The following is a 21,254-nucleotide window of genomic DNA, read 5'->3' on the forward strand; positions in this document are numbered from 1 at the left end:
GACCCTACCCGGGCAGACCCTCCGACGGCCTCGTCCCCGTGGACGAACCGAGTCTCATCCCCTGGGGCCAGATGCGGCGCTGGACGTATAGCACCGCTGTGCCGGAGACCACCATGCCCGCGATGTTGACGCCGAGTTGCAGCGCGGACCCGCCGAGCTCGCTCCAGTTGCCGAGGGCCACGGCGACGGCCGCGTAGCCGGCCGCCGGGATGGTGGTGACGGAGATGAAGACGCCCACCAGCGCCGACGACTTGCCCGCGGTGACCGACAGCACGCCTGCCGCGCCCGCCAGCAGGGCGACGATGAACGACCAGCGGTCGGGTTTGACGATGAACTGGACTTCCTCGTGGCCGGTGTTGAGGGCCTGCGCGTCGATCCAGCCGAGGCCGCGCGCGACCAGGGCGCAGGCCATGGTGATGGCGATCGCGATGCCGAAGCCGACGGCCAGCGTGGCCAGGGCCCTGCCCACCAGGTTCCAGCGCCAGGTCAGCAGGCCGAAGCAGATGGCCGCGATCGCGCCGAACTCGGGGCCGAGGACCATCGCGCCGACGATCAGGATGGGGGAGTTGGTGATGACACCGATGCCGGCGAGCATGGTGGCGATCACCATGAAGGCGAGGAAGGCCCAGGTGATCCGCAGGTCCTCGGCGATCCGCTGGGCCAGGGCCGCCCACACCACGGCGTCGTCGCCCTCTCCCGGCGCCTCGGCCTTGGCCTGGTGGGCGACGCGGGAGAGCGCCAGGTCGACCTGCTCGACCGAGATGGAGCCCTCCTGCTCCAGCCAGCCGATCCGGTCGAGGACCTCGTTGGCGGCCTCGCGGGCCACGTCACAGAAGATCAGGTCACCGCGAGGCGTGCGGGCGGTTCCCGGGAGGACGGCGATGTTGGTGACTCCCACACAGCCCTCCAGGGCGTCCAGCACCTCGTCGGTGCGGCCTGGAGGGCTGATGAGTCGCAGATGCAGCACGCGCCCCATTGTCGTCCATCGGATGTTGATAGGGCGTTGACCGGGTTCGGCCAGGCTGCCGGGCATGAGGAACAGTTGTCACGAGGAGGGCGAACCCTGCTGGTTCGCCGACATCGACGATCTCGGGTGTCAGGGCCGGTTCGCGGCCTTCGTGATGGAGCAGGCCGTCAGGTACGGCGCAGCCGTACCCGCGTGATGGAGTGGTCGGGGCCCTTCTTGAGCACCAGGCCCGCGCGGCCCCGGGTGGGCAGGATGTTCTCGACGAGGTTGCGCTCGTTGATGTCGCGCCACACGTTCTTGGCGAACGTGGTGGCCTCCTCCTCCGAGAGCTCCGCGATGTGCCTGAAGTACGACTTCGGGTCCTCGAAGGCGGTACGGCGCAGCTGGTGGAAGCGGTGGACGTACCAGGTGCGGATGTCCTCGACCTTGGCGTCGACGTAGATGGAGAAGTCGAAGTAGTCGTTGACGGCCAGCGCCGCCGGAGGGGCGGGCTGCAGCACGTTCAGCCCCTCGATGATGAGGATGTCGGGCTTCTTCACGGCCTGGGTCACGCCGGGCACGATGTCGTACTCCAGGTGGGAGTACACGGGGGCGTGCGCCTCGTCCGAGCCCGCCTTCACCTCGGCGACGAAGCGCACCAGGGCGCGGCGGTCGTAGCTCTCGGGGAAGCCCTTGCGGTGCATGATCCCGCGCGACTCCAGCACCTCGTTGGGGTAGAGGAAGCTGTCGGTGGTGATCAGCGCGACCTTGGGGTGCTCGGGCCAGCGGGCCAGCAGGGTCCTGAGCAGCCGCGCCGTGGTCGACTTGCCGACCGCGACGCTTCCCGCGATGCCCAGGATGTACGGCACGCGCTGCTCCTGGTTGCCGAGGAACGCGCTCAGCACGCTGCTGCGCTGCTTGGACCCGGTGAAGTGGAGGTTCAGCAACCGGGTCAGGGGGAGGTAGATGTCGGTGACCTCGCTGAGATCGATCGGGTCGTCGACGCCGCGGAGGTCTTCCAGCTCGTCTGCGGTGAGAGTCAAGGGCGTGTTCTTGCGGAGCTCGCTCCACTGCTCCCTGCTCAGGTCCACGTAGCCGTTGTTCACGCTGAAAGCCTATTGACCGGCGAAGCTTGGTCGGTTCGTGGGTGTCGTGATGCGTTGTGCACAGGCTGTGGACGAACACCTGGGATTGCGCGGGCGCCGGACCGGGTAACAGAAGGTGTTCACGCGGCGGAATTGGCGAGATCTGACATAGGGCCCCGCCACGGGCGCGGTTTACGGTGACGGCACCATCGCCAGGGAGGACCGCATGGAACGTCGTCGTTTCCTCGCAGGAGTCGCGGCAGCAGGCGTCGCGGGCCCGTTCACCGGAGTGGCCAGCGCCGGTGTCAACGGCGCCGCCCGCCCGGCGGCCGGGTACGGCCCGCTGAAACCCGTCGCCGACGAGCGGGACGGGCAGGTCAGGCTGCACCTGCCGGAAGGCTTCAGGTACCGGTCGTTCAACGAGGCGGGCGAGCCGTTCAGCGACGGCTCGGTGACACCGTCGCGGCACGACGGGATGGCCGCCTTCAGAGGCCCGAGGGGCACGACGATCCTGGTGCGCAACCACGAGGTCAACGGCCCCGTGGGCGCGTTCGGCGACGTGTCCAGGGCCTACGACCCCGCGGTCGGCGGCGGCACCGCCACCCTTCAGGTGACCAGGTACGGCGAGGTGTTACGCGGCGCGCCCTCCCTCACCGGCACGCAGATGAACTGCTCGGGCGGCCCCATGCCGTGGGGCGCCTGGGTGACCTGCGAGGAGACCGTCAACGGCCCCGACGTGGGCAACGACTTCTCCGGCGGGGACAACACGCGGCTGGAGCAGAAGCACGGCTACATCTTCGAGGTGCCGGTCGACGGCCCGGCCGACGCGCGGCCGATCAGGTCGGCCGGCCGGTTCGCGCACGAGTCGGCGGCCTTCGACCCGCTGAGCGGCGCCGTCTACCTGACCGAGGACAACTTCGGGTTCGCCTCGGGGTTCTACCGGTACCTGCCGCCGCGCAACCCGCTCAGTGCGGGACGGATCCTCGACGGCGGGCGGCTGCAGATGCTCGCCGTCGACGGCGTGCCCAACAAGGACCTGTCGGCCGGACAGCCGCGCGGCGCGTCCTTCGACGTGACGTGGGTGGACATCGACGATCCCGACCCGACGTTCACCGGCAGGCCCCCCAATGACATGGCGATCCAGGCCGTGGGCAGGCAGGGCCGCGACAAGGGGGCGGCGATCTTCTCCCGCCTGGAGGGCGCGATCCACCACCACGGCGTCGTCTACTTCGTCTCCACGCAGGGCGGCGCGACCGCCGCCGGCGACACGCCGCCGTCCGGCTTCGGCAAGGGCAGGGGCCAGGTGTGGGCGTACGAGACGTGGAGCCGGCGGCTCAGGCTCGTCTACGAGTCGCCGGGATCGATGGTGCTCGACCTGCCCGACAACGTCACGACCAGCGCGAGGGGCACGCTCGTGCTGTGCGAGGACGGCGGCGGCGACAACTACCTGCGCGGCCTGACGCGGCGCGGCGAGATCTTCGACTTCTCCCGGCTCGTGCCCGTCCCCGGCGACGCGGGCGCGGAGTTCGCGGGCTCCACGTTCGGCCCCGGCGGCCACACGCTCTACGTGAACGTCCAGTCCGTCAAGGGGCTGTCGTTCGCGATCTGGGGCCCTTGGCACCGGGGAGGCTTCTGAGGCTGGTTACGCTGGGTGAATGATTCTGGGCATCGGGGTGGACGTGGTCGACGTCGCCCGCTTCGAGGCGACGATGGCGCGCACGCCGGGCCTGCGCTCGCGGCTGTTCACCGACGCGGAGCGGGAGCTCGGCGTGCAGTCGCTGGCGGCCAGGTTCGCCGCCAAGGAGGCCGTCGCGAAGGCGCTCGGCGCGCCGCCGGGCCTCAGCCACCTCGACGCCGAGGTCCGCACCGGCGACAACGGCAAGCCCGAGCTGCACGTCACCGGCCAGGCCGCGCACGTCGCCTACGGCCTCGGGGTCAAGCGCTGGCACGTCTCACTCACCCACGACGCGGGTATCGCCATGGCCTACGTGATCGCCGAGGGTTAGGTTCTGACACGTGCGCACCGCTTACACCGCCGACCAGATCAGAGCAGCCGAGCTGGCGCTGATGGCCACGCTCCCCGAGGGCACGCTGATGCAGCGCGCCGCCGCGGGCCTGGCCTCCGTCTGCGCGGCCCTGCTCGGCCGCGTGTACGGCTCGCGGGTGCTCCTGCTGGTCGGCAGCGGCGACAACGGCGGCGACGCTCTGTACGCGGGCGAGCGGCTGGCCCGCAGGGGCGCGCGGGTGGAGGCGATCCTGGCCGGGGCCAAGACGCACGCCGAAGGGCTGGCCGCCTTCCTCGCGGCGGGCGGCAGGGTCGTCGAGGAGGTGGGCGCCCCCGATCTCGTCATGGACGGGCTGGTGGGCATCGGCGCCTCGGGAGCGTTGCGCGAGCCGTACGCGTCGCTGGTGACGGCGGCCAACGCGCTCGACGCGCTGATGGTCGCGGTCGACGTGCCGAGCGGCGTCGACTCCAGCACCGGGCGTGTCGCGGGCGCCGCCGTCGACGCGCACGTCACCGTGACGATGGGCGCCTGCAAGACGGGGCTGCTCGTCGACCCGGGCGCCGCGCGCGTGGGCACGCTGGAGGTGATCGACATCGGGCTCGGCCCCTACCTGCCCGACCCCGACGTGGCCGCGCTGACCGGCGAGGACGTGGAGGGCCTGCTGCCCAGGCCCGGCGCCGAGTCCGACAAGTACCGCAGGGGCGTCGTCGGCATCGCCGCCGGCAGCGACCGCTACACCGGGGCGGCGGTGCTGTCCGTCGGCGGGGCGCTGCGGGCGGGCGCCGGCATGGTCCGCTACGCCGGTACGGCGCCGCCCGTCCTCCAGGTGCGCGCGCACTGGCCCGAGGCGGTCGTCACCGAGCTGGACCGGCCCTCGATCGCCGACGTCGGCCGGGTCCAGGCATGGGTGGCGGGGCCGGGGCTCGGCACCGGCGACTGGGCGCACGAGCTGCTGGCCGAGGTGCTGGCCGGCGACGTGCCGGTGCTGCTCGACGCCGACGCGCTCACGATCGTGTCGAGGGACCGCGGGCTGCTGCGCCGCAGCGCACCCGTCCTGATCACCCCGCACGCCGGCGAGCTGTCGCGGCTGATCGGCGTGCCGAGCGACAGGGTGGAGGCGGCCAGGCTCGAGCACGCCCGCAGGGCCGCCGCCGAGCTCGGGGTGACCGTGCTGCTCAAGGGTTCGACGACGGTCGTCGCCGAGCAGGACAGACCGGCCAGGATCAACACGACGGGGTCGTCGTGGCTGGCCACGGGCGGCACCGGCGACGTGCTGTCGGGGATCGCCGGGGCGTTGCTGGCGGCCGGGCTCGCGCCGTACGACGCGGGGGCGTGCGCCGCCTACCTGCACGGGCTCGCGGGACGCATCGCCGCCGGCGGCGCGCCGCTGACGGCGGCGGACGTGGCCGCCGCCGTGCCCGCGGCCATCCGATCTCTGAGAGACGAATCACGCTCAGGCGGTCGGCGGAGCTGACAAACTGGGAGCATGAGCTTCCGTGAGGCGACGCCCGCGCATGCGCGGGTCGACCTGGCCGCCATCAGGCGCAACGTCGAGTCCCTCAAGCAGCGGGCGCCCGGGGCGGAGCTGATGGGCGCGGTCAAGGCCGACGCCTACGGACACGGTCTGGTGCCGGTGTCGAAGGCCGTCGTCGAGGGCGGCGCCGGCCGGCTCGGCGCCGCCTACGTCAGGGAGGGCCTGGCGCTGCGCGCGGCGGGCATCACCGTGCCCGTGCTGTCGTGGATCCTCACGCCCGGCGAGCCGCTCGACGAGGCGCTGCGGGCCGACATCGAGCTGTCGGCCTCCGACGAGCGGCGGCTGGAGGAGATCGCCGCGGCGGCGCGCCGTACGGGAGTGACGGCGAAGGTCCATCTCGAAGCCGACACCGGCATGACCAGGGGCGGCTCGCCCCTGGCGGCCTGGCCGGGGCTGCTGGCCGCGGCGGCGCGGCTGCGGGCCGAGGGCGCGGTCGAGGTGGTCGGGCTGTGGTCCCACTTCGCCTGCTCCGACATCCCCGGGCACCCCTCCGTCGACCTGCAGATCGACGCCTACGAGACGGCGCTCAAGCTGGCCGACCAGGCCGGGGTCGGCGGCTCCCACGTCATCAGGCACCTGGCCAACTCGGCGGCGATCGTGTCGCTGCCGCACACCCACTACGACATGGTCAGGCCGGGCATCGCGATGTACGGCCTGAGCCCCATCCCCGAGCTCGGCGACTTCGGCCTGCGCCAGGCGATGACGCTGGTGGCGCGGATCGCGCTGGCCAAGCGGGTGCCCGAGGGCTCGGGCGTCTCCTACGGCCACCTCTACACCACGGCGAGAGAGTCGACGCTCGGCCTGGTGCCCCTCGGCTACGCCGACGGCATCCTGCGCCACGCCACCGGGCGGGCCGAGGTCATGGCGGGCGGCAGGCGCAGGCCCATCGTCGGCCGGGTGTGCATGGACCAGTTCATGATCGACATGGGTGACGACCCGCTGTCCGACGGCGACGAGGTCGTCCTGTTCGGTCCAGGCGACGCGGGCGAGCCGACCTGCCAGGAATGGGCCGACAACCTCGGCACGATCACCCATGAGATCGTCACCAGGCTGGGCGCCAGGGTGCCGAGGGTCTACGAGGGAGCGGGCGCATGACGACGGCCACGCGCAAGAAGGTCGGCATCGCGGGCGCGGTCGTCGGCGCCGCCTCCGCCGGCCTGGCGGCCGCCGCGCTCGCCAAGCGCTACGCCGTCGGCCGGATCAGGCTGCGCCCCGACCCCGAGGCCGACGAGCCGTTCGGCGAGCTGCGGGGCAGGGAGCGCACGCTCGTCACCTCCGACGGGGTGGCGCTCCACGTCGAGATCGACGGCCCCGACGAGGCGCCGCTGACCCTCGTGTTCTGCCACGGCTACACCCACAACCTCGACTCCTGGCACTACCAGCGCCGCGACCTGCGCGACAGCAACCGGATCCTGCTGTGGGACCAGCGTTCCCACGGCCTGTCCCAGCGCACGGAGAAGCAGGACAGCACCATCGACCGGCTCGGGGAGGACCTGTACGAGGTGCTCGAGACGTTCGCGCCGGGGCCGTGCGTGCTGGTCGGCCACTCGATGGGCGGCATGACGATCATGGCGCTCGCCGACCGCCACCCCGAGCTGTTCGGCGACCGGATCAAGGCGGCGGCGCTGATCGCCACCAGCGCGGGCAAGCTGGCCGAGATCACCCTCGGCCTGCCCGCCCTCCTGGCCAAGGGGCTGCACAAGGTGGCCCCCACGACGGTCTCGCTGCTCGGCAGGGGCGGCTCGCTGGTCGACAGGACCCGCCACGCCGGCAACGACATCGCCTTCCTGGTGCTGCGCCACTTCGGGTTCGGCGACTCCAAGAACGTCAGCCCCACCCTGGTCGACTTCGTCGAGTCGATGATCCGCTCGACGCCGACCGAGGTGATCGCCGACTTCTACCCGGCGCTGATGAACCACGACAAGCTGTCCGCGCTCGGCGTCCTCGACGACGTGCCGACCGCGATCATGGTCGGGGAGAAAGACTGGCTGACGCCGCCCGAGCACAGCAGGGCGATCGCGGCGGCGCTGCCCAGAGCCCAGCTGACCGAGGTGCCGGAGACCTCCCACCTCATCCAGCTGGAGCGGCCCAGCGTGGTCAACGACGCCCTGCGCGATCTGGTGAAGAGGGTGGAGCTGTGACTGTCGTCGCGACGGCCGAGGAGATGCGCGCGCTCGGCGTGCGGCTGGCGACCCGGTTGCGGGGCGGAGACCTGCTCGTCCTGTCGGGGCCGCTCGGCGCCGGCAAGACCACGCTGGTGCAGGGCATCGCCGAGGGTCTCAAGGTGCGCGGGCCGATCACCTCGCCCACCTTCGTCATCGCCCGCGTCCACCCCTCCCTCGCCGACGGGCCGCCGCTGGTCCACGCCGACGCCTACCGGCTCGGCGGCGATCTCGAGGTCGACGACCTCGACCTCGACGCCTCGCTGGAGGAGTCGGTGACGATCGTGGAGTGGGGCGAGGGGCTCGTCGAGGGGCTGTCCGACGAGCGGCTCGAAGTCCATATCGACAGGTCGGGCGATGACGACGCGCGCGTCGTCACCCTCCGGGGCGTCGGCGGGCGCTGGGCCGACACGCCGTCTGATCCCGCCTAACACCAAATCTTCGCCAAGGCTCGGGCAGGGCTGAGATCATTTCTTCATGGGTTCACCCAGATTTTCTGGGTATCAGGTGGGGTGCAGCGTCCTGATCCGGTGGATGCTGGATGAAACGGCGAAGTGGGGTGCGGCGGTGCTCACGGTCAGGCGAGTCGCGTACGCGGGGGCGTTCCTGATGTTAGGTGTGGCGGGGTGCTCGGCTTCGGCGGATACGGCCACGCCGTCCGGCACCGCGACGACAACCGCCACCTCGACCTCCACCTCCACCTCCACCGCCACGGCGACCACCGCCACCCGGCAGAACATCGACGTCCGGCTCAACCCTGACCGGGTGACGGCCGGTGACAACTCCACGGTGTGGATCCTGGCCAACTGCCCCGTGCCGAACGACGGCCCCGAGCACAGCGGCACCGCCACGTCCAAGGCGTTCATGGCCGCGGTCCCGCTCGACCCGGTGCCGCCGCCCACGCCGTCCGCCGCGCCGAGCACGACCGCCACCCCCGCCCCCGTGCCGTGGGTGCGCGGCGACGCCCGCGTCTCCGCCACCGTCAAGCGCGGCAGCTACCCGGTGAACGTCAAGTGCGACGGCACCAACGACACCGGCAAGGCCACGCTGCGCGTGGTCGCCGCCGAACCCACCGACGAACCGACGTCCACCAGGACCGTCGTGCCCACCAAGGCGCCGGGCGCGGGCGGCGGCGGCACCTTCGCCAAGGACGTCGCGGACGAGTCGGGCATCCCGCTCGGCCCCGCGGGCGTGTTGCTCGGGCTGGCGCTGGCCGGAGGCGTGGGCCTGGCGCTGCGCCGCCGCCGCGGCTGAGCCGTGGCCCGGATGTCACGGGTGATCATCGCGGGGGCCGCCACCGGCCTCGTGCTGGTCGCCTTCGGCAGGACCCTCCAGGTACGGCAGGAGGCCACGCCCGCGTCCGTCGTGCCCGAGAGCATCGAGGTTCCCGCCATCGACCTCGACGCGCCGCTGATGAAGCTCGGGCTGACCAAGAGCGGCGAGGTGGAGCTGCCGCCGTACGAGAAGCCGAAGGTCGCCGGGTGGTTCAAGCACAGCGCGGTGCCCGGCGAGAAGGGCGCGTCCGTGATCATCGGGCACGTCGACACCAAGACGGCGCCGGCGGTCTTCTACAAGCTCAGGCAGCTGCGCAAGGGCCAGATCGTCAAGGTGCCGCGCAGCGACGGGAAGGTCGCCGAGTACAGGGTCGAGTCGGTGGAGCAGGTCGACAAGGACCGCTTCCCCGCCGAACGCGTCTACACCGAGGCGGGGCTGCGCCTGGTGACCTGCGGTGGCAACTTCGACTACGCCAGGCACGAGTACGAGGACAACATCATCGTCTACGCCTCTCCGGTGAAGCTCGCCTGAACGAAATCCGGTTGCGGGCCTCTGGACGATGAAGGCATGAGCGACGAGCCCCATCCCCCAGCCTCGGGCGTACGCGTGCCGTGGGAGCAGGTGCCGGCGGCGCTGCGCGAGCAGGTCGCCGGCTTCCTCGGCGGGCGCGTGGTCGAGGCGGTCACCCAGACGGGCGGCTTCTCTCCCGCCGCGGCCGTACGGCTGCGCCTCGACAACGGCAGGCGCGCCTTCGTCAAGGCCTGCGGTTCCGCCCCGAACCCCGACTCGATCGGCATCTACCGCTGGGAGGCCAGGATCGCGGGCGCGCTGCCCGACCGGGTGCCCGCGCCCAGGCTGCTGGCCTCGTTCGACACCGGCGACTGGGTGGCGCTGGTCTTCGAGGACGTCGAGGGCCGCCACCCGGCCATGCCATGGCGCGCCGGCGAGCTGCGGCGGGTGCTCGACGCGGTGGGCGAGCTGTCGGCCGGGCTCACCCCGGCGCCGATCGAGGCGCGGACCTTCGCCGAGACGCGCGAGACGAACTTCACCGGCTGGCGCAGGCTCCAGAAGGAGGACACCACCGGCCTGGACCCGTGGGCGTTGCGCCACCTGGACACGCTGGCCGCGATGGAGGAGGGCTGGGCGGCCGCGGCCGAGGGCGACTCGCTCCTGCACGCCGACCTGAGGGCCGACAACCTCCTGCTCACCGACGACCGGGTGTACGTCGTGGACTGGCCGTGGGCGTCGGTCGGCGCGCCGTGGATCGACCTGGTGTGCATGCTGCCGTCGGTGCGCATGCAGGGCGGGCCGCCGCCGCAGGAGCTGTTCGACGACCCGGACCCCGCCGTGACCACGGTGCTCGCGGCGCATACCGGCTACCTCGTACGGCAGGGCCGCCAGCCCGACCCGCCGGGGCTGCCGACGCTCAGGGCCTTCCAGCGCGCGCAGGGCGTCGCGGCGCTCGCGTGGCTGCGGGCCAGGACCGGGTGGGACTGAGCACGGCCGGGCGAGCCACAGGGCCGGTCGGGTGTGGCGCCGGGGGTGGGCGGGTGGCGTGCCGGGCGGTGGCGAGCTGGGCCGTGCGTCGGGCAGCACTCGCGGGGACGCACTAGGCTAAACATTCGTGCTGGTCCTGGCCTTCGATACCGCAACCCCCGCCGTCACCGCCGCACTGCACGACGGCACGAGGGTGCTCGCCGAATCCACCGTGGTCGACGCTCGTCGCCACGGTGAGCTGCTCGTTCCCACGATCGAGCGGGTGCTCGACGAGGCGGGCGCCACGCTCCACGACGTCACCGCGATCGTCGCGGGCTCCGGCCCCGGCCCCTACACCGGCCTCCGAGTGGGCCTGATGACCGCCCAGGCGCTGTCCACGGCGCTCGGCACGCCCGCGTACGGCATCTGCAGCCTCGACGCCGTCGCCTACGGCAGCGGGCTCGCCACCGAGTTCCTCGCGGCCACCGACGCGCGGCGCAAGGAGGTCTTCTGGGCCCGCTACACCGACGCGCGCACCCGGGTGGCAGGGCCCTTCGTCGACCGCCCCGCCGACGTGCCGCGCGCCGACGGGGTTCCCGTCGTGGGGGCGGGCGCCACGCTCTATCCGCAGGTTCTCGGCGAGACGGACGCCCCGCCGTACCCTTATGGGCGGTTCATGGCCGCGCTGGCCGCCGAACGGCTCGCGGCGGGCGTCCCGCTGGAGCAGCCGCGGCCCATCTACCTGCGCAGGCCCGACGCGACCATCCCGAAGCCGCCGAAAAAGGTGACGGCGTGAAGCTCAGGCAGATGACCGAGGCCGACCTGCCCGCGGTCATGGCGCTGGAGCGGGAGACGTTCCCCCTCGACGCGTGGAGCGAGGGCATGCTGCGCGGCGAGCTCGCCGACCAGCCGCGTACCAGGCACTACGTCGTCGCCGTCGACGGCGGCGAGATCATCGGCTACGCGGGGCTGGCCGTCGCCGCCGACCAGGCCGACGTGCAGACGATCGCGGTGCGGTCCGCGCGCCAGGGCGAGGGCGTCGGCAGCGCGATGCTCACCGACCTGCTCGACGAGGCACGGCGGCGGGCCGCCCAGGAGATCTTCCTGGAGGTCCGCGCCGACAACCCGCGGGCCAGGTCGGTCTACGAACGGTTCGGATTCGAGGAGATCGGCGTGCGCCGCCGCTACTACGACGACGGCACCGACGCGATCATGATGAAGAGGAAGCTGGATGGCTGACGAACCCCTGGTCCTTGGCATCGAGACCTCCTGCGACGAGACCGGCATCGGCATCGTCCGAGGCCACACGCTGCTGGCCAACACCATCGCCTCCAGCATGGAAGAACACGCCCGCTTCGGCGGCGTCGTGCCGGAGGTCGCCTCCCGGGCGCACCTGGAGGCGATGACGCCCACCATCGAGTCGGCGCTGGCGACGGCGGGCGTGAAGCTCACCGACATCGACGCCATCGCCGTCACCGCCGGCCCCGGGCTGGCCGGAGCGCTGCTGGTGGGCGTCGCCGCGGCCAAGGCCTACTCCCTCGGCCTCGGCGTGCCGCTCTACGGCGTGAACCATCTGGCCGCGCACGTCGCCGTCGACCAGCTCGAACACGGGCCGCTGCCCAAGCCGTGCATCGCGCTGCTCGTCTCGGGCGGGCACTCGTCGCTGCTGCTGGTGCCCGACGTGGCCGAAGACGTCATCTCGCTCGGCTCCACCGTCGACGACGCGGCCGGCGAGGCGTTCGACAAGGTCGCCCGCGTGCTCGGCCTGCCGTTCCCCGGCGGACCGCACATCGACAAGGCGGCGGTGGCGGGCGACGGCGCGGCCATCGCCTTCCCTCGCGGGAAGATCGACGACGGCACCTTCGACTTCTCCTTCTCCGGGCTCAAGACCGCGGTCGCGCGCTGGGTGGAGGCGAAGGAGGCGGCGGGCCAGTCGATCCACGTGCCGGACGTGGCGGCCTCCTTCCAGGAGGCGGTCGTCGACGTGCTGACGCGCAAGGCGCTGCAGGCCTGCAAGAAGTACGACGTGCACGACCTGCTCATCGGCGGCGGCGTCGCGGCCAACTCGCGGCTGCGGGCGCTGGCGCAGGAGCGGTGCGACAAGGCGGGGGTACGGCTGCGCGTGCCCCGTCCCGGGCTGTGCACCGACAACGGGGCGATGGTGGCGACGCTGGGCTCCGACCTGGTGTCGGCGGGGATCACGCCGTCGACGCTGGAGCTGCCTGCCGACTCCTCGCTCCCGATCACGACGGTGCACGTGTAGACGGGATCGGGTCGCGCCGTCGGAGGTCGCTTCGTGCGGGTCGCGGACCCTGCGACGCCCTTACCTCTTGCCCGTCATGTCGTCCACGCGGACGATCCCGGTCGTGGCGTCAGGGCGCGGGCAGGGTGCGTCTTGCTCCTCCAGTAGTGCGCCATGTCGGGCAACGTCGACACGTCGTGGTGCTCCTGCTGACGGGCCGCGACAAGTCGGCGCCGCCGTGGTGGCGGTCCTGACGGGTCGTGGGGTCCGCCGGCCTGGCGCGGCGGTAGGACCGCACATGGTTGATGCGGTCGACCGGCTCACCCTTCATCGGTGGCTGCCGTGCTGCCCCGGGGGCGCCGGTCGCCAGGGCCGAGGCGCCGGGTTCCGAAGGTGCGGGGCCGGGCCCGGGGACGCGAGTGCCGTACACCGGCGTGAGCCGGGGCGCGGGGCCGGTGCGGAGGCGGGCACGCCGCCCGCGACACCGGGGCGGGCCCCTCTCCAAGGGGCGAGGCGGGCCGCCCGGGGTGGTGGGGGCCCGCCTCAGCTGGGCGGTTCGGTCAGGGGGTGGGGCTCCAGGCCTCGAACTCGTAGATGCGGGCGGCCGGGTCGGAGGTCTGCGTGGGTTTGGTGATGGTCAGCCGGACGTAGCGGGCCGTGGTCGTGACCGGGTGGGTGGTGGTCGCGGCGGTGTTGCCGGTGACGGTCGCGACCGTGGTCCACGGGTCGGACGTGCCGGTGCGTACCTGGATGGTGAAGTCGCGGGTGTTCCAGCTCGACGACTCCCCGCCGGCCTGGGCGTGTTTGACGACGAACCGGGTGAGCGGCGTGGCGGCCCCGAGGTCGACCTCCATCCACTTGCCCGCGGTCAGCGCGCACCACTTGTCGGTGTTTCCGCCGTTCACGCTGCCGTTGACGGCCTTGGCCGGGCCTTCGTTCGCGTTGCACTGGCCGGAGGCGGTGGCGGGGCGGTTGAGCGCGACGTTGGTGTCGGTCGGCGGGGTGCCGCTCCAGGAGACCGTGGTCGTGGCGGCGGCCGACCGGCCGTACTCGGCGCCGACCGCCTCGACCTCGATCGTCGTCGTGGTCTCGGTGCCGCTCCGGTCGAGCTGGGGCACGAAGTAGGCGTCGTTCGGCGTGGCGCCCAGGTAGGTGCGGGTGCCGTCGCCGTTGCGGCGGTAGACGTCGTAGTGGTGGGCCTGGCCGGCGCCGGTCCAGGAGAGGCGGAGCGACTTGCGGGTGGCCGACACGTCGGTGGCGCCGAGCACGGTCAGGCCGGTGGGGGCGGCGACGGCGTCCACGTCACCGTCGTAGACCGCCAGCTGGCCCACCCTGATGTCGTAGGTGTCGGCGGTGCCGGCGGCCTGCAGGCCGAGCTGCGCGATCGTCTTGCCGGCGTGGGCGGACAGGTCGAGCGTCCTGCGCTCCCAGCCGGTGCCGCTGGTCGAGCCGAGGTCGAGCGTGGTGAAGGTGGTGGGCGCGTCGGTGAACGCGATCGCCGCCTTCAGCCTGGTGGCACCCGCGGCGGGGGTCTTGACCACCACGGACAGTTTGGTGTCGGCGGCGACCGGCAGGCGGGTCTGGTAGAGCCGCACCGTGTTGGTGGCGTCGAGGTGGCCGGTGAGGCGCAGCGACGAGCCGCCTTCGTAGGCGTCGCCGTAGTCGATGGAGGGGGTCAGCCTGGTGCCGGTGGAGGAGACGATCCACTGGTAGGTGGGCGGCACGTCCTGGACGGACAGGTTGTTCCAGCCGCCGTCGCGGACGCGGACGCCGCCGACGTTGTAGAAGTCGCCGTGCCCGGTGTTGAAGCCGGTCACGAACGGCTTCGCGGTGACGGCGCTCGACTCGGCGACGTAGTGGGCCAGGCCCTTCCACGCCGACGACGTGGAGGTGTCGGACGGGTCGGCGTTGGCGCCCACCCAGAAGCGCGAGTCCTTGGCCCGGAAGTCGGCCGGTCCCGTCGACGACTTCCACGTCCACTCGGGGCGGTAGATGCCGAGCGAGGTGACGTGCGGCTGCCCGGCGGGGAAGACCGCGTCCCAGGGCACGCCGGTGTTGTAGCCGTTGGCCTCGGTGTCGATGCCCGCGTACAGCTCGTGCTCGTCGCGGCCGAGCGAGCGGGCCAGGTCGCGGGAGGAGTTCTGTCTGGACGCGCTCCAGCCGAAGTCGAGGAACATGGAGTCGGACACCTTGGCGGGGTCGGACAGGAAGGCGTCGTTGGCCGTGGTGAGGCCGTCCTGCCAGCTGATCGAGCCGCTCTCGGTCATGGCGTCGTACCACATGAACTCGACCGGGCCCTTGCCTCTGGCGTACTTCATCAGCGACCGCAGCTCGGTCGCCAGGGCGGCGTCACCGCCCGCGGTCTCCTGGTTGATGAACCAGCCGTCGAAGCCGTAGTGCTGGGCGACCTGGACGAGCTTGTCGGCGACCGGGTAGGAGGAGCCGGTCTTCTTGACGAAGTCGTGGACCCACTGGATCTGCCCGCCGTACGCGGTGGGCGGGAAGAAGACGGTGCCGTAGACCTTGACGCCGTTGCGGTGGGCGGCGTCGATCACGGTGGCGTTCGGGGCCAGGATCAGCCCCTCACTGGCTGAGCCGCCCCAGAACACCAGGGTGTCGACGTACTGCCAGTGGGTGAAGGCGTAGTAGTTGGGGTCGAGGGCGCCCTGGGAGGGGTTGCCCGAGGTGGGGGCGAACGACACCAGCGAGGCGATGCGGCCCTCGCCGGCGCGGGCGTTCGGGTTCGCCTTCAGCGCCGGGTCGGAGACGCGGGGCCGCAGCGGTACCCGCGAGCGGTTGAAGCGGGCGTCGGGGTCGGTCGCGGGGTCCCAGGTGAGGATGGTGCTCGGGTGCCAGTAGGAGGCGTACGGCTGCTCGCCGCCCGCGGCGGCGGCCCGCTTGCGTACGGCCCGCCCGGGGTCGGCGGGGGCGGACGCGGACGGTGTGGGGGTGGCCGGCGCGGTGCCTGCTTCGGCGGAGTCGGCCGACATGGAAGGGGCAGGGGTGGGGTCGGCTTGTGCGGGGGGCGTGACCAGGGCGGTCGCGGCGAGGACCCCGCACAGCAGGGGTAATAATCTCCGTCGCATCTGATCTCCTTATCTCACTGCTGGGTCAGGACGGTGGTGATCCCCCGAGCGTTGAGATGGTCGCTGTCGGCCGCGCGGCCGGCGGTGACGATGGCCAGCGGTCCGGCCTGGCGCAGCCGTACCCAGGCGCGGTGGAAGGCGCTGCCCGGCGCGACCTCGGCCCTGCGCTCAGGCTCGGCGCGCAGGTCGACGTCGCACAGCAGCGCGGGCCTCGCGGCGGCGGTACGGCGCTGCTCCTTGATGAAGGCCGCGAGTTCCTCGGCCGCCGGCTTGGCACGGTGGTCGACGGTGAACAGGCCGAGGTCGTACTCGCGGTCGGGGAAGTCGGCCAGGGCCCGGTCGAGATCGTGGGAGCACCACCAGGTGACGCCCCACAGCGCGGGGTTGGCCGTGACCGCTTCGAGCATCCCGCGGACGAACGCGGGAGCGTCGGCCTCGGGGATGTCGGGGCGCGGGGCGCCGACCTCCTGCAGCCAGACGGGACGGGCCGGGTCGAGCGCGGTGGCGGCGGCGAGCTCGACGAGGTAGTCGGCGTGGGTGACGGTGGCGGGGCCGAGCGGGCCGTCGAGCCTGGAGACGCCGTTGAACACCCACGAGTGGACCGTCGTCAGGTCGCCGAGGTCGACGTTGTCGGCGGGGTGGAACGGGTGGGCGGGGTCGTACCAGCTGGCGTCGTAGAGGGAGTGCAGGCTCAGCAGGTGGGGGGCGGCGGCGCGGACCACGTCGATCAGGTCGGCGGCCCAGCGGGTGGACGCCTCCGGGGTGGTCGGGTTGGCCGGGTAGAGGTTGTTGACCTCGTTGCCGAGCGTCACGGCGAAGACGTTGGGACGGCCGGCCACGGCGCGGGTGAGCCGGTCGGCGTAGGCGGCGATGCCGTCGCGGACGTCGGTGTCGGTGAAGAGGCTGCGCTCGTGCCAGGTCAGCACCCACGACGGCAGGAAGTCGAAGCTGGACAGGTGCCCCTGCAGCAGGTCCACGGCCACGGACAGGTCGAACTCGGCGGCGATGTCGATCAGCCGCAGCAGGTCGTCGATGCCGCGCTGCCTGATCAGGGTGCGATTCGGCTGGATCCAGGGCCAGATGGGGAACACCCGGACGTGGTCGAGCCCGATCCCGGCCAGGTCCTCGAAGTCACGCCGGATGTCGTCGGGGGAGGGCTCGAGCCAGCTGTGGAACCAGCCTGCCGAAGGCACGTAGTTGGCGCCGAAACGGATGGGGTGGGGCAGGGGCACGCGTCCTCCGAACGTGAGTCGATCTCCCCGGGACCCTAAACCGATTTAGTCGCTCTGCCAAGCCCCTGGCGCCGACGTGCTGCCCCTGACGACCAGCCGCGGGGTGGGCGTCCTGAGGTCCTGCCGCGCCTCGGGGTCGGCGATCACCGCCAGCATGACCTCGGCCACCTGGCCGCCGAGGGCGAAGGTGTCGCGCGAGAGCGCGGTGATGGCCGGGTGCGCGATGCGCGTCAGCACCGAGTCGTCGAAGGCCACGATCGACAGCTCGTCCGGGACCCGTACGCCCATCTCGCCGGCCACGCCCAGGCCCGCCAGGGCCATCACGTCGCTGTCGTAGACGATCGCGGACGGCCTGCGGGAACGTGACAGCAGCGCCCTGGTCGCCGCCGCGCCCTCGGCGTCGCTGAAGTCGGTCGCCAGCGACACCGCCTCGGCCAGTTCCAGCCGCCGGGTGGAGTCGCGCAGCGCGCGGATGCGGCGCTGGGTGTGCCGGAAGGCGGGCAGGCCGGCGACGTGGGCGATGTGCCGATGGCCGAGCGCGGCCAGGTACTCGACGACCGACACCATCGCCTCCCTGTCGTCGGCCCAGACGCTGGACAGGGAGCCGTGCCGGCCGGGACCGCCGAGCACCACGGTGGGCACGCCGAGCTCCTCGAGCGCGCCGATCCTGGGGTCGCTGACCTTCAGGTCGACCACGATGAACCCGTCGACCCGGTGCGCGGAGGCCCAGTCGCGGTAGATCTCCATCTCGGCCGCGACGTCCTCGACGATCATCAAGTGTGTCGCCACGGACTGCGCCGACAGCCCCGCCTGCAGGCCCGACAGGAGCTGAGCGAAGAACGGCTCCACGCCCAGCGTGCTGGCCGGCCTGGCGATCACCAGGCCGACCGCCTCGGCCCTGGCGCCGCCGAGAGCCCTGGCGGCGCTGTGCGGACGCCAGTTCATCTCCTTGGCCACCTGGAGGATGCGGGCCCTGGTCGCCTCCCCGACGCCGGGGCGCCCGTTGAGCGCGAACGACACCGCGCCCTTGGACACCCCGACCCGCTTCGCGATGTCGGCGATCGTCGGACGGCCCACGACTGGCTCCTTCACGAGTTCATCTCAGCTATTGACACAGGAGTCTAGCCAGGGGGATAGTCCCGCAACTAGAGCGGTTTAGTCCCCGAAGGAGAGCGTCATGCGAAGGTACTGGGCAGGGCTGGCCGTCGTGGCCACGATGGTAGCCGGGGGCTGTGGGCTGGGCGAGGCGGGGCCGGAGGCGGCCGCGCCGAGCGCGGGGGCGACGGGGGAGGTGAAGGGCAAGGTCAGCCTGCAGACGTGGGCGCTGAAGCCCAAGTTCACCGATTACGTGCAGGGCGTCATCGACGCCTTCGAGAAGAAGTACCCGGGCGTCGAGGTCGAGTGGCTCGACCAGCCCGGCGAGGGCTACGCCGACAAGGTGCTGAGCCAGGCCGCCAGCGGCACCCTCCCCGACGTGACCAACCTGCCGCCGGACTTCGCGCTCCCGCTGGTGAAGCAGGGCATGCTGCTCGACGTCTCCCAGGTGGACCAGAAGCTGGCCGACGAGTACGTCGCCGGCGGTCTCGACGCCTACAAGTACGCCGGGGTCCAGGGCACGTACGGGTACCCGTGGTACCTCAACACCGACGTCAACTACTGGAACTCCGAGCTCATGACCCAGTACGGCCTGGACCCGAAGCGGCCGCCGACCACCTTCGACGAGCTCGTCGCCCAGGCCAGGACCGTCAAGGAGAAGTCCGGCGGCAAGGTCTACCTGATGAGCCGCAGGCCCGAGCTCGGCGACCTGGCCAACGCCGGCGTGAAGCTGATGGCCGACGACGGCAAGAGCTTCGTCTTCAACACGCCGGAGGCCGTCGCGGTGCTCGACAAGTACCGCGACGCCTTCAAGGAGGGCCTGCTGCCGCGCGACATCCTGACCGACACCTACGCGGGCAACGCCAAGCTCTTCAGCGAGAAGACCGCGGCCTGGACCACCGGCGGCGGCAACTACATCACCAGCCTGGCCACCGACAACCCGTCGCTGGCGCCCAAGGTGGTGTCCTCGACGGTGATGGGCACGCCGCCGCTGTACGTGCAGGGCCTGTCGGTCGCCAAGCAGACCAAGAACGCGCCCGCGGCGATCGCGCTGGCCCGCTGGGTGACCAGCCCGGAGAACCAGGCCGCCTTCGCCCACCTGGTGAGCATCTTCCCGAGCACCAAGGCGTCGGCCGGCGACCCGTTCTTCAGCAAGAGCGACGGCACCAACGCCGGCGACGCCAAGGTCATCGCGTTCACCTCGCTCGCGCAGGCCAAGCTGCTCCAGCCGGTCGAGGTCACCGAGGCGATGAGCAAGTTCATCCGGCAGCAGTTCGCGCTCGCGATCAGCGGTGAGACCGCCTCCAAGGAGGCCCTCGACGCCGCTGTGGCCAAGTGCAACGAGCTCCTCAAGAACTGATCCGATGACCCATCGCCGCTGGTTCACGCCGTGGCTGCTGGTGGCACCCGCCGCGCTCTGGCTGTTCGTGTTCAACGTCTGGCCGTCGATCAACACGGTGGTCCTGGCGTTCACCAACGCCAAGCCGCTGGGCGGCGGGCGCTTCACCGGCCTGGAGAACTTCGCACGGGTGCTGGACGACGACCAGCTCGCCGACGCGCTGCTCAACAGCATCGTGTTCATGCTGGTCTGCCTGCCGCTGCTCACCATGCTGCCGCTGCTGATCGCGATCCTGGTGGAGAAGAAGCTGCCCGGCATCATGTTCTTCCGCACCGCCTTCTACACCCCCGTGGTCGCCTCGGCCGTCGTCGTGGCGCTGATCTGGGGCTGGGTGCTGGACGACCGGGGCCTGGTGAACGGCTTCGCGCAGTGGCTCGGCGTCGTCGCCGCGCCGGTCCCGTTCCTGACCGACCGCTGGCTGCTGCTGTTCAGCGCGATCAGCCTGACCGTCTGGAAGGGGCTCGGCTACTACATGATCATCTATCTCTCGGCCCTCGGGAACGTCAGGCGCGAGCTCCACGAGGCCGCAGCGGTCGACGGCGCCGGCCCGGTGCGCCGGTTCTGGAGCGTCACCGTGCCCGGCGTGCGCAACACGATGCTGCTGGTCTCCGTGCTCGTCTCGGTCTCCGCGCTACGCGTGTTCTCGGAGCTGTACGTGCTCTCCAACGGCACCGGCGGGCCCGGCGGGCGGGACATGTCGGTGGTCATGCTCATCCAGCTCTACAGCCGTGGCTTCACCGGCCACCTCGGCTACGCCTCCGCGCTCAGCATCGTCCTGCTCCTCATCACCATCGGGCCGATGCTCCTGCTCCTGCGGCTCAACAGGAAGGCGGCCTGACGTGGCGGCGCACGCCAAGACCGCACGGCGCGGCGGCTTCAACTCGATCGGCGTGGGCGAGAAGGTGCTGCGCTACGCGCTGCTCCTGCTCGTGCTGGCGCTCACCGTCTCCCCGTTCCTGTGGCAGCTGTCCACCTCGCTCAAGAGCCTGCAGGAGGACATCTACACCCAGACGCCGAGCTTCCTGCCCGAGCAGCCCACGCTCGACAACTACGCCCAGGTCGCCGACACGATCCCCGTCTGGTCCTACGCCGTCAACTCGCTGATCGTGGCCGCCATCGTGGTGATGGGCAACGCCGTCGGCGCCACCATCGCCGGGTACGCCCTGGCCAAGCTCCGCTTCCGGGGCGCGAAGCTGCTGCTGGGCCTGTTCCTGGCCACGCTCGTGCTGCCCGGCGAGGTGACGATCGTCTCCCAGTACGTCACCGTGCGCGGCCTCGGCCTGGCCGACACCCTTCTCGGCGTCGCGCTGCCCGGCGCCATCGGGATGCTCAACGTGCTCCTGATGCGGACCGCGTTCCAGTCGATCCCCCCGGAAATGGACGAGGCGGCCATCATCGACGGCGCGACCGCCTGGCAGCGGCTGCGCCACATCGGCCTGCCGAACGTGCGCGGCATGCTCAGCGTCATCACGATCTTCGCCTTCATCGGCGCGTGGGACGACTTCCTGTGGCCGCTCATCGTCCTGACCGACCCCGAGAACTACACCCTGACCGTCGGCCTGCAGTACCTCAACGGCACATTCAGCGCCAACCCCCGGCTCATCGCGGCCGGCACGATGATCTCCTTCCTGCCGATCGTCATCGTGTTCGCGGCACTCCAGCGCTTCTTCTTCAGAGGCGTGGAGGAAGGCGCGATCAAGGGTTGACCGTCCACAT

21 protein-coding genes are annotated in these 21,254 nt (G+C 71.6%); 16 read left to right on the forward strand and 5 right to left on the reverse strand.

All coding sequences use genetic code 11. The features are described 5' to 3' along the window. Positions 1–4: 4 nt before the first annotated feature. Complete coding sequence (locus ACWENQ_RS29955) at positions 5–967, reverse strand: DUF389 domain-containing protein (protein ID WP_449919802.1); 963 nt, start codon at positions 965–967, stop codon at positions 5–7. Positions 968–1,031: 64 nt separating this feature from the next. On the opposite strand from ACWENQ_RS29955, the gene ACWENQ_RS29960 reads away from it, so the two are divergent. After that, positions 1,032–1,163 carry a hypothetical protein gene (locus ACWENQ_RS29960; RefSeq protein ID WP_354906437.1) on the forward strand — a complete coding sequence of 44 codons (132 nt, stop codon included), beginning with the start codon at positions 1,032–1,034 and terminating at the stop codon, positions 1,161–1,163. Here ACWENQ_RS29960 and coaA read toward each other — a convergent pair. Next, a complete protein-coding gene (coaA, locus tag ACWENQ_RS29965; RefSeq protein WP_354906505.1) occupies positions 1,135–2,037 on the reverse strand; it encodes a type I pantothenate kinase in 903 nt (300 codons plus the stop codon). The two genes, ACWENQ_RS29960 and coaA, sit on opposite strands and share 29 nt — an antisense overlap. Positions 2,038–2,257: 220 nt before the next feature. Between coaA and ACWENQ_RS29970 the strand changes: the two genes are divergently transcribed. The 12 genes from ACWENQ_RS29970 (at position 2,258) to tsaD (ending at position 12,747) form a co-directional block, all read left to right on the forward strand. Beyond that, positions 2,258–3,667, forward strand: a complete 1,410-nt coding sequence (locus ACWENQ_RS29970; protein WP_452417201.1) for an alkaline phosphatase PhoX — start codon at positions 2,258–2,260, stop codon at positions 3,665–3,667. 19 nt (positions 3,668–3,686) lie between these two features. Further along, positions 3,687–4,037: a holo-ACP synthase gene (locus ACWENQ_RS29975; RefSeq protein WP_449919807.1), complete on the forward strand. Its 351-nt coding sequence runs from the start codon at positions 3,687–3,689 to the stop codon at positions 4,035–4,037. A gap of 10 nt (positions 4,038–4,047) precedes the next feature. Next, on the forward strand, positions 4,048–5,511 hold the full coding sequence (locus tag ACWENQ_RS29980) for an NAD(P)H-hydrate dehydratase (RefSeq protein WP_449919808.1): 1,464 nt from the start codon (positions 4,048–4,050) through the stop codon (positions 5,509–5,511). A gap of 12 nt (positions 5,512–5,523) precedes the next feature. Then, positions 5,524–6,666: an alanine racemase gene (alr, locus tag ACWENQ_RS29985; protein WP_452417202.1), complete on the forward strand. Its 1,143-nt coding sequence runs from the start codon at positions 5,524–5,526 to the stop codon at positions 6,664–6,666. Then, entirely contained in the window at positions 6,663–7,712 is a 1,050-nt protein-coding gene (locus ACWENQ_RS29990) for an alpha/beta fold hydrolase (RefSeq protein ID WP_449919812.1), read from the forward strand. Before alr ends, ACWENQ_RS29990 begins: the two co-directional genes overlap by 4 nt. Continuing rightward, positions 7,709–8,164 (forward strand): tRNA (adenosine(37)-N6)-threonylcarbamoyltransferase complex ATPase subunit type 1 TsaE, encoded by a 456-nt coding sequence (tsaE, locus tag ACWENQ_RS29995; RefSeq protein ID WP_449919815.1) that lies wholly within the window; start codon positions 7,709–7,711, stop codon positions 8,162–8,164. The genes ACWENQ_RS29990 and tsaE overlap by 4 nt, the downstream gene beginning before the upstream one ends. 103 nt (positions 8,165–8,267) lie before the next feature. After that, the gene (locus tag ACWENQ_RS30000; protein WP_452417204.1) at positions 8,268–8,987 is read left to right on the forward strand and encodes a hypothetical protein; all 720 of its coding nucleotides are present in this window, start codon (positions 8,268–8,270) and stop codon (positions 8,985–8,987) included. Positions 8,988–8,999: 12 nt separating this feature from the next. Next, a complete protein-coding gene (locus ACWENQ_RS30005) occupies positions 9,000–9,539 on the forward strand; it encodes a class F sortase (RefSeq protein ID WP_452417206.1) in 540 nt (179 codons plus the stop codon). Between the two features lie 36 nt (positions 9,540–9,575). After that, positions 9,576–10,505, forward strand: a complete 930-nt coding sequence (locus ACWENQ_RS30010; RefSeq protein ID WP_449919819.1) for an aminoglycoside phosphotransferase family protein — start codon at positions 9,576–9,578, stop codon at positions 10,503–10,505. A 127-nt stretch (positions 10,506–10,632) separates the two neighbouring features. After that, entirely contained in the window at positions 10,633–11,280 is a 648-nt protein-coding gene (tsaB, locus tag ACWENQ_RS30015) for a tRNA (adenosine(37)-N6)-threonylcarbamoyltransferase complex dimerization subunit type 1 TsaB (protein WP_452417207.1), read from the forward strand. Positions 11,281–11,291: 11 nt separating this feature from the next. Then, positions 11,292–11,723, forward strand: coding sequence for a ribosomal protein S18-alanine N-acetyltransferase (gene rimI, locus ACWENQ_RS30020; protein ID WP_354906503.1), 432 nt, complete (start codon positions 11,292–11,294; stop codon positions 11,721–11,723). Beyond that, the gene (tsaD, locus tag ACWENQ_RS30025; protein ID WP_452417208.1) at positions 11,716–12,747 is read left to right on the forward strand and encodes a tRNA (adenosine(37)-N6)-threonylcarbamoyltransferase complex transferase subunit TsaD; all 1,032 of its coding nucleotides are present in this window, start codon (positions 11,716–11,718) and stop codon (positions 12,745–12,747) included. Before rimI ends, tsaD begins: the two co-directional genes overlap by 8 nt. A 539-nt stretch (positions 12,748–13,286) precedes the next feature. On the opposite strand, the gene ACWENQ_RS30030 is transcribed toward tsaD, so the two are convergent. Genes ACWENQ_RS30030 through ACWENQ_RS30040 form a run of 3 tightly spaced genes read right to left on the reverse strand, consistent with a single transcriptional unit; the run spans position 13,287 to position 18,121 of the window. Further along, the gene (locus tag ACWENQ_RS30030; RefSeq protein ID WP_452417210.1) at positions 13,287–15,812 is read right to left on the reverse strand and encodes an endo-beta-N-acetylglucosaminidase; all 2,526 of its coding nucleotides are present in this window, start codon (positions 15,810–15,812) and stop codon (positions 13,287–13,289) included. Between the two features lie 14 nt (positions 15,813–15,826). After that, complete coding sequence (locus tag ACWENQ_RS30035; RefSeq protein WP_452417211.1) at positions 15,827–17,044, reverse strand: glycoside hydrolase 5 family protein; 1,218 nt, start codon at positions 17,042–17,044, stop codon at positions 15,827–15,829. 45 nt (positions 17,045–17,089) lie between these two features. Next, on the reverse strand, positions 17,090–18,121 hold the full coding sequence (locus ACWENQ_RS30040) for a LacI family DNA-binding transcriptional regulator (RefSeq protein ID WP_452417213.1): 1,032 nt from the start codon (positions 18,119–18,121) through the stop codon (positions 17,090–17,092). 100 nt (positions 18,122–18,221) lie between these two features. Here ACWENQ_RS30040 and ACWENQ_RS30045 point away from each other — a divergent pair, with 100 nt between their 5' ends. The 3 genes from ACWENQ_RS30045 to ACWENQ_RS30055 are packed head-to-tail and all read left to right on the forward strand — an operon-like array spanning position 18,222 to position 21,244. Further along, positions 18,222–19,499 (forward strand): ABC transporter substrate-binding protein, encoded by a 1,278-nt coding sequence (locus ACWENQ_RS30045; RefSeq protein ID WP_452417214.1) that lies wholly within the window; start codon positions 18,222–18,224, stop codon positions 19,497–19,499. 4 nt (positions 19,500–19,503) lie between these two features. Continuing rightward, positions 19,504–20,376 carry a carbohydrate ABC transporter permease gene (locus ACWENQ_RS30050; RefSeq protein ID WP_354906415.1) on the forward strand — a complete coding sequence of 291 codons (873 nt, stop codon included), beginning with the start codon at positions 19,504–19,506 and terminating at the stop codon, positions 20,374–20,376. A 1-nt stretch (position 20,377) separates the two neighbouring features. Then, positions 20,378–21,244, forward strand: a complete 867-nt coding sequence (locus tag ACWENQ_RS30055) for a carbohydrate ABC transporter permease (protein ID WP_449919837.1) — start codon at positions 20,378–20,380, stop codon at positions 21,242–21,244. The last annotated feature ends 10 nt before the right edge of the window (positions 21,245–21,254 follow it).

The sequence above is a fragment of the Nonomuraea sp. NPDC004354 genome (assembly GCF_053602555.1).